14 protein-coding genes are annotated in these 13,417 nt (G+C 65.6%); 13 read left to right on the top strand and 1 reads right to left on the bottom strand.

What is annotated here, in order from left to right; all coding sequences use genetic code 11:
- Positions 1 to 129 precede the first annotated feature (129 nt).
- From AWJ14_RS20110 to AWJ14_RS20135, 6 genes are all read left to right on the top strand, one after another.
- On the top strand, positions 130 to 1,332 hold the full coding sequence (locus AWJ14_RS20110) for an aminotransferase class I/II-fold pyridoxal phosphate-dependent enzyme (RefSeq protein ID WP_066183760.1): 1,203 nt from the start codon (positions 130 to 132) through the stop codon (positions 1,330 to 1,332).
- A gap of 40 nt (positions 1,333 to 1,372) precedes the next feature.
- On the top strand, positions 1,373 to 2,026 hold the full coding sequence (locus AWJ14_RS20115; protein WP_066183763.1) for an RraA family protein: 654 nt from the start codon (positions 1,373 to 1,375) through the stop codon (positions 2,024 to 2,026).
- A gap of 34 nt (positions 2,027 to 2,060) precedes the next feature.
- Positions 2,061 to 2,894, top strand: a complete 834-nt coding sequence (locus AWJ14_RS20120) for an ABC transporter substrate-binding protein (protein ID WP_066183766.1) — start codon at positions 2,061 to 2,063, stop codon at positions 2,892 to 2,894.
- Positions 2,895 to 2,963: 69 nt separating this feature from the next.
- A complete protein-coding gene (locus AWJ14_RS20125) occupies positions 2,964 to 3,662 on the top strand; it encodes an amino acid ABC transporter permease (RefSeq protein ID WP_066183769.1) in 699 nt (232 codons plus the stop codon).
- A gap of 2 nt (positions 3,663 to 3,664) precedes the next feature.
- Entirely contained in the window at positions 3,665 to 4,411 is a 747-nt protein-coding gene (locus tag AWJ14_RS20130) for an amino acid ABC transporter permease (RefSeq protein ID WP_066183772.1), read from the top strand.
- Positions 4,408 to 5,136 (top strand): amino acid ABC transporter ATP-binding protein, encoded by a 729-nt coding sequence (locus AWJ14_RS20135; protein WP_066183775.1) that lies wholly within the window; start codon positions 4,408 to 4,410, stop codon positions 5,134 to 5,136. The genes AWJ14_RS20130 and AWJ14_RS20135 overlap by 4 nt, the downstream gene beginning before the upstream one ends.
- A gap of 411 nt (positions 5,137 to 5,547) precedes the next feature.
- Here the strand turns inward: AWJ14_RS20135 and AWJ14_RS20140 are convergent, their stop codons facing one another.
- On the bottom strand, positions 5,548 to 6,771 hold the full coding sequence (locus tag AWJ14_RS20140; RefSeq protein WP_066183778.1) for an aminotransferase-like domain-containing protein: 1,224 nt from the start codon (positions 6,769 to 6,771) through the stop codon (positions 5,548 to 5,550).
- Between the two features lie 468 nt (positions 6,772 to 7,239).
- Between AWJ14_RS20140 and AWJ14_RS20145 the strand changes: the two genes are divergently transcribed.
- The 7 genes from AWJ14_RS20145 to mnhG are packed head-to-tail and all read left to right on the top strand — an operon-like array spanning position 7,240 to position 13,232.
- A complete protein-coding gene (locus tag AWJ14_RS20145) occupies positions 7,240 to 9,621 on the top strand; it encodes a putative monovalent cation/H+ antiporter subunit A (RefSeq protein WP_066183780.1) in 2,382 nt (793 codons plus the stop codon).
- A gap of 1 nt (position 9,622) precedes the next feature.
- The gene (locus tag AWJ14_RS20150) at positions 9,623 to 10,042 is read left to right on the top strand and encodes a Na(+)/H(+) antiporter subunit B (RefSeq protein WP_066183782.1); all 420 of its coding nucleotides are present in this window, start codon (positions 9,623 to 9,625) and stop codon (positions 10,040 to 10,042) included.
- Positions 10,042 to 10,419, top strand: coding sequence for a Na+/H+ antiporter subunit C (locus AWJ14_RS20155; protein WP_066183785.1), 378 nt, complete (start codon positions 10,042 to 10,044; stop codon positions 10,417 to 10,419). Before AWJ14_RS20150 ends, AWJ14_RS20155 begins: the two co-directional genes overlap by 1 nt.
- A gap of 9 nt (positions 10,420 to 10,428) precedes the next feature.
- Positions 10,429 to 11,997 (top strand): Na+/H+ antiporter subunit D, encoded by a 1,569-nt coding sequence (locus AWJ14_RS20160; RefSeq protein WP_066183788.1) that lies wholly within the window; start codon positions 10,429 to 10,431, stop codon positions 11,995 to 11,997.
- Positions 11,994 to 12,467 carry a Na+/H+ antiporter subunit E gene (locus AWJ14_RS20165; protein WP_066183791.1) on the top strand — a complete coding sequence of 158 codons (474 nt, stop codon included), beginning with the start codon at positions 11,994 to 11,996 and terminating at the stop codon, positions 12,465 to 12,467. Before AWJ14_RS20160 ends, AWJ14_RS20165 begins: the two co-directional genes overlap by 4 nt.
- Positions 12,467 to 12,901 (top strand): cation:proton antiporter, encoded by a 435-nt coding sequence (locus tag AWJ14_RS20170; protein ID WP_066184180.1) that lies wholly within the window; start codon positions 12,467 to 12,469, stop codon positions 12,899 to 12,901. The genes AWJ14_RS20165 and AWJ14_RS20170 overlap by 1 nt, the downstream gene beginning before the upstream one ends.
- Entirely contained in the window at positions 12,894 to 13,232 is a 339-nt protein-coding gene (gene mnhG, locus AWJ14_RS20175; protein WP_066183795.1) for a monovalent cation/H(+) antiporter subunit G, read from the top strand. Before AWJ14_RS20170 ends, mnhG begins: the two co-directional genes overlap by 8 nt.
- Positions 13,233 to 13,417: the final 185 nt, after the last annotated feature.

A 13,417-nucleotide genomic window follows, 5' to 3' on the forward strand; every position in this document is an offset into this window, starting at 1 on the left:
CTGCCGGATTGAGAGCATGAACATTCCTGAAAGTGATGGTGAGACATCAAATAATATCTCTTTCTTTGATGTACGTCCAGCGATAGCGTCCCGACCCGACGATCAGGTCCAGGAGGAAGGATAGCCAGAATGACGATTGCTCTTGCAGAACGCGTAATCGCCCTCAAACCTTCGGCAAGCATTGTTGCCAGGCAGAAGGTTCTCGAACTCCAGGCGGCGGGCAAGACGATCATCGATCTGACCATCGGCGAACCCGACCTCGACACGCCCGCCCACATCATCGAAGCCGCCACCGCGGCCGCCAAGGGCGGCGACACCCATTACACGGTGCCGATGGGCACCCCGGCGCTGCGCAAGGCGATCGCCGCCAAGCTCAAGCGCGACAACAATCTCGACTATGCGCTCAACGAAGTGATCGTCGGCGTGGGCGCCAAGCAGCTCATCTACGAAGCCTTCGCCGCGACGCTCGACAGCGGCGACGAGGTGATCGTGCCGGCTCCCTACTGGGTGAGCTATCCCGACATCACCGCCATCCATGGCGGCCGGCCGGTGATCGTCGACTGCCCGGAGGCCGACGGCTTCAAGCTGACGCCGCAGTCCCTTGAAAAGGCGATTACGCCCAGGACCAAGTGGCTGGTGCTCAATTCGCCCAACAATCCGTCGGGCGCCGTCTATTCGCGCGAGGAACTGGCGGCGCTCGCCGACGTGCTGCGCGCGGCGCCGCATGTCCTGGTCCTGACCGATGAGATTTACGAGCATCTCACCTATGGCGACCGGGTGATGAGCCTTGGCGAAGTCGCGCCGGACCTGATCGGGCGCCTGCTGATCGTCAACGGCGTCAGCAAGGCCTATGCCATGACCGGCTGGCGCATCGGCTATGCGGCCGGTCCCGCGCCGCTGATCGCCGCGATCAACAAGCTCATCGGCCAGAGCACCTCCTGCGCCAGTTCGGTCAGCCAGGCTGCGGCCGCCGCCGCGCTGTCGGGCGACCAGTCCTGCGTCCGGGACGTCACCGAGATCTTCCGCAAGCGCCGCGACCGGATGTTCGAGCTTCTGGACGGAACCCCCGGCCTGAGCCTGCGCAAGCCCGAGGGCGCGTTCTATTTCTATCCGTCGGTGGCCGGCCTGATCGGCAAGACCACCCCCGAAGGCAAGGTGCTGGCCTCCGATCTCGACGTCTCGCTCTACCTGCTCGAGGCCGCCCATGTGGCCGTCCTCGACGGTGGCGCCTACGGCATGTCGCCCTATATCCGGATGTCGTTCGGCGGGGCGATGGAGGGCATCGAAGCCGGTTGCCGGGCCATCCGCAAGGCCTGTGAAGCCCTCGTCTAGCACCAAGACGCGGGCCAAGGATCCAATCAAGAGGAAGACAATGCCAACAGCCGCAGCCCAGACCAACGCCCCCGACGCGCTGCTTTCCGAATTCTGCACCGCCGCCACCGCTGTGATCAGCGACAATCTCGAGCGCCTGCCGGGCGCGGTCGGGCTGCGTCCGTTCCACGCCGTCGCCGGCACGATGGTCGGCCGCGCCTTCACGGTGAAGGTGGCCGCGGGCGACAACCTGTTCATCCACAAGGCGCTGGACCTGGCCAAGCCGGGCGACGTGATCGTCGTCGATGGCGGCGGCGAGACCTCCCGCGCGCTGATCGGCGAAATCATGGTGGCGATCGCCAAGAGCCGCAAGCTGGCCGGCTTCGTGATCGACGGTGCGATCCGTGACAGCGGCGCCATCGGCGCTGACGAGTTTCCGGTGTTCGCGCGCGCCGCCATTCACCGCGGTCCCTACAAGCATGGCCCCGGCGCCATCGGCGGCGCGGTCTGCGTCGGCGGCATGGTGGTCAATCCGGGCGACATCGTCGTGGGCGACGCCGACGGCGTGGTCGCGTTCCCCGTCGCGGGCGCGGCTGAGCTGCTCAAGGCGGTTCGCGCCCATGAGCGCAAGGAAGAAGAAATGCTTCGGCAAATTGCCGAAGGAACCTATGTCGGGGCCTATTCAAAGCCTGACAGCACCGGGCTTTCGGCCTAAAGACGATCAACCAAGAATACGAAGAGGTGGAAATATGAAATTCAAGCTTTCAGTCCTGGCGCTCGTCGCCACGGCGCTGACCGTCGGCACTGCCGCCGCCGACCAGCTGGCCGACATCAAGTCCAACGGCACGCTGACCTGCGGCACCCTCGGCACCGCCGAGCCGTTCAGCTTCGCCGATCCGAACACCCGCGAGATCGTCGGCTATGACGTCGATCTGTGCCAGGCCATCGCCGACGACATGGGCGTCAAGCTCGTCATGAAGCCGATGTCGGTGGAAGCCCGCATTCCGGAACTCGTGCAGGGCCGCGTCGACGTGCTCGCCGGCAATCTCGGCTACACGCCGGAACGCGCCGAGCAGATCGACTACACCACCGCCTATTTCGTGAGCCTGCAGAAGCTGCTCGTCAAGGCCAGCTCCGAGTTCGCCGCCATTGACGATCTCGCCGAGAGCCGCATCAGCGCGCCCAAGGGCTCGAGCTCCGAGCGCTACGTGCGCGATGCCCTGCCGCAGGCCTCGCTGCTGACCTTCCAGGATCCGCCGTCGGCCTTCCTCGCGCTCGCCCAGTCCAAGGTCGACGCGATGATCCTGTCCGAAATCAACGCCGAGAAGTTCGTCGCCCAGACCGGCGAGAAGTTCAAGTTCGTTGACCAGGCCGTGGCAAAGGAATTCTGGGGCCTCGGCATCCGCAAGGGCGAGACCGCCCTGCTCGAGCAGGTCAACGCCACGCTCAAGCGCCTCGAAGAAAGCGGCGAAGGCCAGAAGATCTTCGACAAGTGGCTCGGCGAAGAGACCACCTACAAGCTCAAGAAGCCGTTCAAGTTCGACGAGCCCGTCAGCGATCCGGTGCTGCGTCCGGCTCAGTGATGGCGCGTATCGCACATCAGATGTCCCCGGCGCACAGCGCCGGGGACACTCTCTTTCCGGGGAACCGCCATGGGCTATGAGTTTGATTTCTCTGCTGTCCTGACGGACCAGTATATCGGCTGGCTGCTGTCGGGCATTCGCATCACGCTGATGCTGTCGGCCGGCGCGTGGCTGCTCTCCTTCGCCGTCGGGACCGCGCTTGCCGTCCTGCGCGCGACGAATTTCAAGCCGGCCGTCTGGCTCGTCGCCACCTTCGTCGAGATCCACCAGAATATTCCGCTGCTGGTGCAGGTCCTGTTCTGGTATTTCGCGATGCCGGAGATCCTGCCGGAAGCCTGGCGCGACTGGCTCAACCAGAACAACAGCGAGTTCATCCTGGCGATGATCGCGATCGCCATGTGCCACGCCGCCTATATTTCCGAGGCGCTCAGGAGCGGATTGCGCGCGGTGCCCGTCACCCAGTACGAGGCCGGACGGTCCTTCGGCTTCAGCTACCTGCAGACGATGTCCTATATCGTCGTGCCGCAGGCGCTGCGGCTGTCGATCCCGCCGCTGGTCAATCACTCGCTGCTGCTGTTCAAGAACACCTCGATCGCCATGGCAATCGGTGTGCATGAACTGACCTACCAGACGCGCCAGATCGACAGCGACACGTTCCGCACCTTCGAGATCTTCCTGGTCGCGACCATTCTCTACATCTTGATGTCCTTCGTCATCATGGCCGCGGGCAATCTTGCCGAGCGCCGCTTCGGAATGGGGGCCAGATAGCCATGTGGGAGATCATTCAGAACAACTGGACGCTGCTGCTCGTCGGCCAGTATCCCAACGGTCCGCTCGGCGGGCTCGTCGCAACCCTGCTTCTGGCCATGGCCGGGCTGGCGCTCGCGTTTCCGGTCGCCATCACGATCGCCGTGGCGCGGATCAGCCCGTATCGGCCCATCCGCCTCGTCGCCGCCGGCATCGTCCATGTCGTCCGCGGCATGCCCTTCCTGATGGTGCTGTTCTGGAGTTATTTTGCGCTTCCGGTGCTCATCGGCCGGCCGCTCAGCGGCTTCTGGACCCTGGTCGGCGCGCTGGTGCTCTATGAGAGCGCCTATCTCGCCGAAGTGATCCGCGCCGGCATCCAGGCCCTGCCGAAAGGGCAGGAGGAGGCGGCACGGTCGCTCGGCTTCGGCTATTTCCGGACCCTGTTCCTGGTGATCCTGCCGCAGGCGCTCTACAATTCGCTGCCGGCACTGATCGGACAGTTCGTCTCGCTCATCAAGGAAACCTCGCTCGGCTACGTGATCTCGGTCAACGAGTTCACCTATGCGGCCGGCCAGCTCAACAGCCAGTTGCTGGTGCAGCCGGTGGAAGTCTTCTCCATCCTTGCCATCACTTACTTCATCGTCTGCTTCACGCTGACGCAATCGGCACGCTGGCTCGAACAGCGGATCGCGCGCAGCCGCCAAGGCGGACCCGGGGGACGCGCTGCGCAGACCCTTCCAAATCCTCTGGCCACGGAACCGATGCCATGATCAGCTTCGAGAACGTCAACAAGTGGTACGGACCTGAACTGCAGGTCCTCAACGATGTCACCGCCGAGGTGAACAAGGGCGAAGTGGTCGTCCTGTGCGGGCCGTCGGGCTCGGGCAAGACCACCCTGATCCGCACCATCAACCGGCTCGAGCCGATCAACAGCGGCAAGATCACGGTGAACGGGCAGGAGACGCATGCCAAATCGGCCAATGTCAACCGCCTGCGCCGGGAGATCGGCTTCGTCTTCCAGCAATTCAACCTGTTCCCGCACATGAGCGTGATGGACAACATCACGCTGGCGCCGCGCAAGCTCAAGGGCATGAGCCGCCCGGAGGCCGAGGAAAAGGCGCTCAAGCTGCTCGCCCGTGTCGGGCTTGAGGAAAAGGCCGGGGCCTATCCGAGCCAGCTGTCCGGCGGCCAGAGCCAGCGCGTGGCGATCGCCCGGTCGCTGGCGATGGATCCGCCGATCATCCTGTTTGACGAGCCGACTTCGGCGCTCGACCCGGAAATGGTGGGCGAGGTGCTGGCGGTCATCAAGGGGCTCGCCCATACCGGCATCACCATGATGTGCGTGACCCACGAAATGGGCTTCGCCCGCGACGTCGCGGACCGGGTCTGGTTCCTCGACAAGGGCGTCCTTCTCGAAGACGCCAAGCCCGGCGAGTTCTTCTCGAACCCGAAGCACCCACGCGCCCAACGCTTCCTCGCCGATCTCCGGCACTGACCGGACTCCGGCACTGACCGGACTCCGGCCCTGAACCGACGCGCCGGCCGTGCGCCCCAAAAGGGGCCGCGGCCGGCGTGAGCCGTTCCGGCGCCTGCGAGATCGGGCTGCCTGATCGGGGCTCTGCCTCTTGCCGCACGCGCGCCATCCGTGCGGCGGCGCCCGTGGGCGTTGGCCGGGTTGCCGTGCAGGTGCCGCGGAGCGCACCGCGGTGCCGCATGCCTTGCGCAGGCGGCAGATCGGGATTTCAGAGTAAGAGGGGCGGGCACTGAAGGGGGCCGGCCGTCGCGGGACTTCGCGAGGGCGCGGGCGCCGGCTAAGTCACCGCTGCCCGGAAAGCCCGGCGGCGCTGGCGCCGGGCCCGTGAATTGGCTCATCCCGAAGCATGAGCGTCCGAAAGATCAGGCCCGCCTAGGCCTGCACCGCGCGCGCGAGGCGCTTGATGCCCTCGTCGATCATGGCCTCGTTGGCGCAGGAGAACGACAGCCGGATGGTGTTGGCGCCCGAGCCGTCGGCGAAGAAGGCGCGACCGGGCACGAAGGCGACCCGTTCGGTCTTCAGGCTTTCGGCGAGCAGCGCCGCGCCGTCGAAGCGCTGCGGCAGCGTCACCCACACGAACATGCCGCCGTCGGGTCGGGTCCAGCTCACGCCTTCGGGCATGTGCTTGGCAAGGGCCGCGAGCATGGCGTCGCGGCGGGTGCGGTAGACGTCGCGGATGGTGTCGACCTGGGCCTCGAAGCCCTCGGAGGCGACGGTGTGAATCGCCATCTGGTTGAGCGTCGCCGAGTGCAGGTCCGCGGCCTGCTTGATCAGCACCAGCTTGGAGATCACCGGTTTCGCGGCGCAGACCCAGCCGACCCTGAGGCCCGGCGCCAAGGTCTTGGAGAAGCTGCCGCAATAGATCGTGCGGGTTGAGTCGATATGGCCCGAGCGGGCGATGTCGAGCGCGAGCAGGGGAGGGACCTCCTCGCCGTCATAGCGCAGCGACTGGTAGGCCGCGTCCTCGATCACCGCGATGTCGAGCTCGGCGGCCAGGTCGAGGATCGACTGGCGTGCGCTCTCGCCCAGCGTCTCGCCGGTGGGGTTGGCGAAATCAGCCGAGGCATAGGCGAACTTGACCTCTCCGCCCTTGGCGCGGGCGGTCTCGCGATAATCGGCGGCGGTGCGGTTGGCGAGCGGGGTCAGCCGGTCGTAATTGGGCTCATAGGCGCTGAAGGCCTGCAGCGCGCCGAGATAGGTGGGCCAGCCGACCAGCGCCGTGTCGCCCTTGGACAGGAACAGCTTGCCCAGATAGTCGAGGCCCTGCTGCGATCCCGAGGTGATGACGATGTTGTCGGCGGTGCAGGCGACGCCGAGCGAGGCCATGCGGCTCACCAGCCAGTCGCGCAGCGGACGGTAGCCCTCGCTCACCGAATACTGCAACGCCGCGCCGCGATTCGCCCCCGTCAGCGCCGCGCCGAGCGCCTTGCTGAAGGCATCGGCCGGAAACAGCGCGGGATCGGGAATGCCGCCGGCGAAGGAGATCACGTCGGGCTGGTCGAGCAGCTTCAGCAGCTCGCGGATCTCGGACGCCTTCATGCGCTCGGCGCGGGTGGCGAACAAGGCCGGCCAGTCGAGGCCATGGCCCTGGGTCATCGCTGCGGGCCTCGACCCATCCTGTTGCATTTGCGTGGACATGATATTCTCCCGTGGACGCCGCGACGCCCAAATAAACGCGGTGGTGGCGACCAACGCGGGGCGCGGGTGGCGAGCCAGTTTGTGTGGCTATTTCCCGACCCGGCGCAACAAAGCTGCGTCTGCGGTGGTTTCGAAGCAAGATTGAACACGAACGCGAATTTATGTCAACAATGCTGACCTAAATTTTCCGTGATTGCGGCAGCCCCCTGCGCAGCCCCCTGCAAGGCCGCGCGAAGCCGGGGGTGCGACGCTTTGTCCCGCCGTGGCGGCGCGGGCCAGCGGTTGCGGGAGAAAAGGCGCCCTGAAGACGGTATTTTCCACCAAATATGCGTGGTTTTGCCTTGTCCTCGACGATATCGATGACTAAGTGACGGGAACATAACGCGTGTTAAGCGATAATCCGAATTCCGTCCCCGGGGAACCTTGATGAGCGCAGCAGCGCCTGCAACGACTTTACTTGTGTTGGTATTGCCGTTTCTGGCGGCGCTTGTGGCACCGTGGCTGACGCGGCGGCTGGGACACAATGCCGCCTGGGTGCTCGCACTTGCGCCCTTGGCCGTGTTTGTCCGTTTCCTGGGCTTCGCCGGCGCGGTTGCCGACGGTGCCGCGGTCACGGGTGGCTTTGCCTGGGTTCCCTCCTACAATGTCAGCTTCTCCTGGCTGATCGACGGCCTGTCGCTCACCTTCGCGCTGCTGATCTCGGGCATCGGCACGCTGATCATTCTCTATTCGGGCGGATACCTGAAGGGCGACGCGCGTCTCGGCCGGTTCTTCTCGTTCATGCTGCTGTTCATGGGCGCGATGCTCGGCGTCGTCGTCTCCGACAGCTTCCTGATGCTGTTCGTCTATTGGGAGCTGACCTCGATCACCTCGTTCCTGCTGATCGGCTTCGATCACACCCGCGAGGCCTCGCGCCGGGCCGCGGTGCAGGCGCTGGTGGTCACCGGCGGCGGCGGCCTGGCGCTGCTCGCGGGCCTGCTGGTGATCTGGAACGTCACCGGCGTGAGCCAGCTCTCCGAGCTGTTCGCCCATGGCGACGCGCTGCGCGCAAGCCCCTTCTATCTCTTGGCCCTGCTCACGGTGCTCGGTGGCGCGTTCTCGAAATCGGCGCAGTTCCCGCTGCATTTCTGGCTGCCCAATGCCATGGAGGCGCCGACCCCGGTCTCGGCCTACCTGCATTCGGCCACCATGGTCAAAGCCGGCGTCTATCTCTTGATGCGGCTCAACCCGGTGCTCGGCGACACCGTCTGGTGGGAGACCCTGCTGCCGCTGTTCGGTGGCGCCACCCTGATCGTCGGCACGCTGCTCGCCGTGCGCCAGACCGATCTCAAGCTGATGCTCGCCTACACCACGGTCTCCTCGCTCGGGCTTCTGGTGATGCTCACCGGCTTCGGCTCCGAACACGCGATTGCCGCGGCGGTGCTCTACCTGGTCGCCCATTCGCTGTTCAAGGGCGCGCTGTTCATGGTCGCCGGCCTGATCGACCACGAAACCGGCACCCGCGACATCACCGCGCTTGGCGGCCTGCGCAAGGCCATGCCGATCACCTTCGTCGCCGCCATGGCGGCCGCGATCTCGATGGCCGGCCTGCCGCCCTTCGTGGGCTTCCTCGCCAAGGAAGAAATCTATTACGCGCTGTGGGCCGCCAATCCGTGGTCGCTCGCCTTCGTCGCCGTGGCGATCATCGGCAACGGGCTGATGTTCGTGATCGGCTTCGCCGTCGCCATCAAGCCGTTCTTCGGCGCGCCGGTGGCAACCCCGAAGGCCGCCCATGAAGGCCCGGTGCTGTTGTGGCTGGGGCCGCTGGTGCTCGGCCTGACCGCGCTCGCCGCGGGCCTGCTCTCGCCGCTCAGCCACCGTTTCGTCTCTTCGCCGATGGCGAGTGCCGTGGCCGGCCGGGCCGAGACCGTGACGATTTCTGTGATCCCGCATCTCGGCATGGCCTTGCTGCTCTCGCTCGTGACCGTCGCCTTCGGCATTGCCGCCTACCGGATGCTCGACCGGCTTCGCGCCGGCATGGCCCGGCTGCTCGAGGCGATCGGCTGGGGCCCGGACCGCGGCTTCGACCAGGTCATCTCCGGCATCGTGCGGCTGTCGGTGGCGGTGACCCGCATCATCCAGCCCGGCCGTCTCGACATCTACATGACGGTGACCTTCCTGCTGATCGCCGCCGCGCTGATCCTGCCCATGGCGATCTACGGGGAATGGCCGTCGATGCCCGCCTGGCCCGAGGATGCGCAATTCCACGAGCTGGTGGTGATCGCCATCGTGCCGATCGGGCTACTCGCGGTGATGCTCGCGCGCGACCGGCTGACGGCGATCGTCTCGCTCGGCGTGCAGGGCTTTGCCGTGGCGCTGATCTTCATGCTGTTCGGCGCGCCGGACCTGTCGTTCACCCAGTTTATGGTCGAAACGCTCGCCGTGGTGATCCTGGCGCTGGTGATGACGCGGCTCAAGCTGTTGGCCTCCGATCACCGGCCGACCGGGCGCAAGGCCGTGGACCTTGCGGTCTCGCTCGCCTGCGGCGGCGGTTTCATGCTCTATCTGCTCTCGGTGACGCAGCAGCCGTTCAACACCGCGCTCAGCGATTTCTTCGGCGCCTATTCGAAGACCATCGCCCACGGCGCCAATGTGGTCAACGTCATCATCGTCGACTTCCGCGGCACCGACACGCTCGGCGAGATCGCCGTGGTGATGGTGACCGCGCTCGCCATCCTGTCGCTGATCCGCATCCGCACACCCCGTCCCGGCCTGATCGCCGACAACGATCCCGACCAGCCCCGCGCTGACCTTGGCAAGGCGAACTGACATGCGCACGGTCATCCTCCGCTCCATCGCCCCGTTCCTGACCAGCCTCATGGTGCTGTTCTCGATTTTCGTGCTCTTGCGCGGCCACAACGAACCCGGCGGCGGCTTCATCGGCGGGCTGATCGCCGCCTCGGCGCTGGCGATCTACGGCATCGCCTGCGGCGTCGCCGCCGTCCGCCGCGCGATCTATTTTCACCCGATCGCCATTTCCGCGGTGGGGCTCCTGATGTCGGCGCTGGCCGGCGTGCTGTCGCTGTTTGCGGAAGTGCCGTTCATGAGCGGACTGTGGGTCTATCCGCATCTGTTCGGGGTCGAGGTGGCGCTGTCGAGCGTGCTCGTCTTCGATGTCGGCGTCTACCTGGTCGTGGTCGGCGCCATCTGCTCGATCGCGCTCGGGCTTGAGGAAGGGGACCGCGACTGATGGAACCGTTGTTCGCCCTGCTGGTCGGCGCACTGTTTACCGTGGCCTTCTACCTGTTTCTCTCCAAGCATGTGATCCGCGTGCTGATGGGCGCCGCCATTCTCGGCAACGCCGTCAACCTGCTGATCTTCACCGCCGGCCGCGTCACGCGCGAAGTGCCGCCGGTGATCGGCGGCGGCAACGACGTGCTGGTCCAGGGGGCGGCCAATCCGCTGCCGCAGGCCCTGATCCTGACGGCCATCGTGATTTCGTTCTCGTTCTTCGCGTTTCTTCTGGTGCTCGGCTTCCGCGCCTTCCAGAAGCTCGACACCGACCGGTCCGACGAAATGCGCGTGGCCGAACCCGTGCGCGAAGCTTCGCCGCCGCTCGGCTACTGAGGAACGACGATGGCTGGACAAAGCGATACCATGGTTGATCTTGCGGCTGCCTATGTGTTGGAGCCGGTCGCCGCTGCCGACTGGCTGGTCGTGGCCCCGGTGGTCTGGTGCATCATGACCGGCGCCGTGCTGGTGACGCTGCGCAAGCGCACCGCGGTGCAGCCGCTGATCGCCATTCCCGCGCTTGGCGTGCTGGTGCTGATGACGCTCGCGCTGTTGTGGCATGTGATCGCCGGCGGCACGGTGACCATGACCATGGGGCGCTGGCTGCCGCCGTTCGGGATCTCGTTCACGGTCGATCTGATGGGCGCGCTGTTTGCGGCCACCGCCGCGATCGTCGCGCTCGCCGCGGGCATCTACGGCCGCACCGATGTCGACGATTCGGGCCGCCGCTACGGCTTCTATCCGTTCCTGATGCTGATCATGGCCGGCATCCTCGGCGCCTTCATGACCGGCGACGTGTTCAACCTCTATGTCTGGTTCGAGGTGCTGCTGATCTCCTCGTTCGGGCTGCTGGTGCTGGGCTCGGAGCGGGCGCAGCTCGACGGCGGCGTCAAATATGCCTTCCTGAACCTGATCGCCACGACGCTGTTCCTGGTCGCCACCGGCTATCTCTACGGCCTGTTCGGCACGCTCAACATGGCCGACATCGCCATCAAGGCGGCCGAGCTGCGCGGCACCGCGCCGCTGATGACGCTGGTCACGCTGTTCCTGCTTGCCTTCGCCATGAAGGCGGCCGCATTCCCGGTCAATTTCTGGCTGCCCGCCTCCTACCACACGCCGCGCCTGGTGGTCTCGGCGCTGTTCGCCGGGCTTCTCACCAAGGTCGGCGTCTATGCGCTGTTGCGCATTCTCGTCATGCTGTTCCCGCTCGAGCGCGAGGCGTTGTCGCTCGTGATCGCCATCGCGGCGGCGCTGACCATGGTGCTGGGCGTGGTCGGCGCGCTGGCGCAGAACGACATCCGCCGCGCGCTCGGCTTCCTCGTCATTTCCGGCATCGGCGTGATGCTGGCCGGGCTCGCGCTCGGCAGCCCCGCGGGCCTTGCCGGCAGCATCTTCTATGCCGCCCATTCGATGGTGGTGATGACGGCGCTCTATTTCGCGGCCGGCCTCGGCGCGCGGCTCGGCGGCGGGTTTGAGCTCACCGGAGCGGGCGGGCTTTCCACCCGTCACGGGCTGATCGCGGCGATGACGCTGGTGCTGTTCCTCTCCGTCGCCGGCCTGCCGCCGTTCTCCGGCCTCTGGCCCAAGGTGATGCTGGTCAAGGCCTCGCTCGATGTCGGCGCCTGGTGGCTCGCCGGGTCGATCCTGGTGACGGGCCTGCTCACCACCATCTGTGTCGGCCGCATCTGGGTGCTCGCCTATTGGCGGCCCGCGCCCGAGGGCCGGGAGGATACGGTTCCGTTGAACCCGCCGCTGATCGGTGCGACAGTGGCGCTCGCCGGTCTCGTCGCCGTGACCGTCGCCGCCGGCCTGTGGCCCGATCCGGTGATGTCGCTCGCCCAGCAGGCCGCGCGTGGTCTGCTCGATCCGTCCGCCTATGTGCAGTCGGTGTTTCCCGCGGAGGCGCCCCAATGAGCCTGTTCCTGGTCAATGTGCTTCTCGCGCTGGCGTGGTCGGCGGTCACCGGGTCGTTCACGTTCCTCAATTTCGCCTTCGGCTTCGTGCTCGCGATCTTCGCCTTGTCGCTGATCCGCGAGCAGGTCGGCTCGATCGGCTATTTCTCGCGCGCCCGGCGGGTGATCTCGCTGTTGCTGCTGTTCGTCTACGAGCTGGTGCTGTCGGCCTGGCGGGTGGCGGTGATCGTCCTGTCGCCGCGGCTCGATCTCAAGCCGGGCATCTTCGCCTATCCGCTCAGGGTCGACCGCGATTTCGAGATCACCATGCTCGCCAATCTCATCACGCTGACGCCGGGCACGCTGTCGGTGGATGTCTCCGATGACCGTCGCACGCTCTATGTGCACGCCATGGATGCGTCCGATCCCGACGCCACCCGGCGCGACATCGCCGAAGGCTTCGAGCGCAAGATCATGGAGGCGTTCCGGTGATCAGCCTTGCAACCCTGTTCGATCTCGCCGTCACGGTGGCGCTCTGCAGCCTGTGCCTGTCGTTCCTCATCACCATCTACCGGATCGTCAAGGGGCCGACCCTGCCGGACCGGATCCTGGGCCTCGACATGCTGGTGGCGATCGCCATCGGCTTCATCGCGGTGATCGGCATCAAGACCGGTTACACGCTCTATGTCGATGTGGCGATCGCGCTCGGGCTGGTGGGCTTTCTCGCCACCGTCGCCTTCGCCCGCTTCGTGATGTCGCGCGGCAAGACCGAGGACGACATTCTCGCCGAGGTGCGCCAGGCCGCGACCGATGCCCGGCGCGAGGCGCGCGCCGCTTCCAAGGCTGCCGCCCGGTCGGGCGAGGGGCCGGGGCGCCCGGCCGCTCCCGCACCCGCAGCCGCACGCAAGGAGCCGGGTCATGAATGAAATCGCAACCCTGATTGCGGCGCTGCTGCTGCTGATCGGATCCGCCTTCACGCTGGTGGCGGCGATCGGGCTTTTGCGGCTGCCGGATCTCTACACGCGCATGCATGCCGCCTCCAAGGCGGGCACCATGGGCTCGTGCCTGGTGCTGATCGCGCTCGCCGTCCATGCCCATGATCTGGGCACCATGTCCCGGGCCCTGGCGGGAGTCGTGTTCTTTCTGCTGACGGCGCCGGTGTCGTCGCACCTTCTGGCCAAGGCGGCCTATTCCGTGGGCTACCGTTTGCACCCAACTTCCGTACGGGACGAAATGGCCCCGAAAGACAAAAAGTAGTATTACGTCAAACGGGAATTGACAAAAATGCAACTTATGAATTCATAAAAATCAAGCTTACCCGTAGAAATTAAAATTGAATAACAAAATTTGATGGTTTGTATTAAAAGGAAGGTCTCGCTACGAGAATTAGTACTTGTTAAACCTTCGATTTCCGATAGACCGCTTTCACAGCCTGCCGATCG

The organism is Parahoeflea olei, assembly GCF_001703635.1.
In the GTDB taxonomy this organism is placed as follows: Bacteria; Pseudomonadota; Alphaproteobacteria; order Rhizobiales; family Rhizobiaceae; genus Hoeflea; species Hoeflea olei.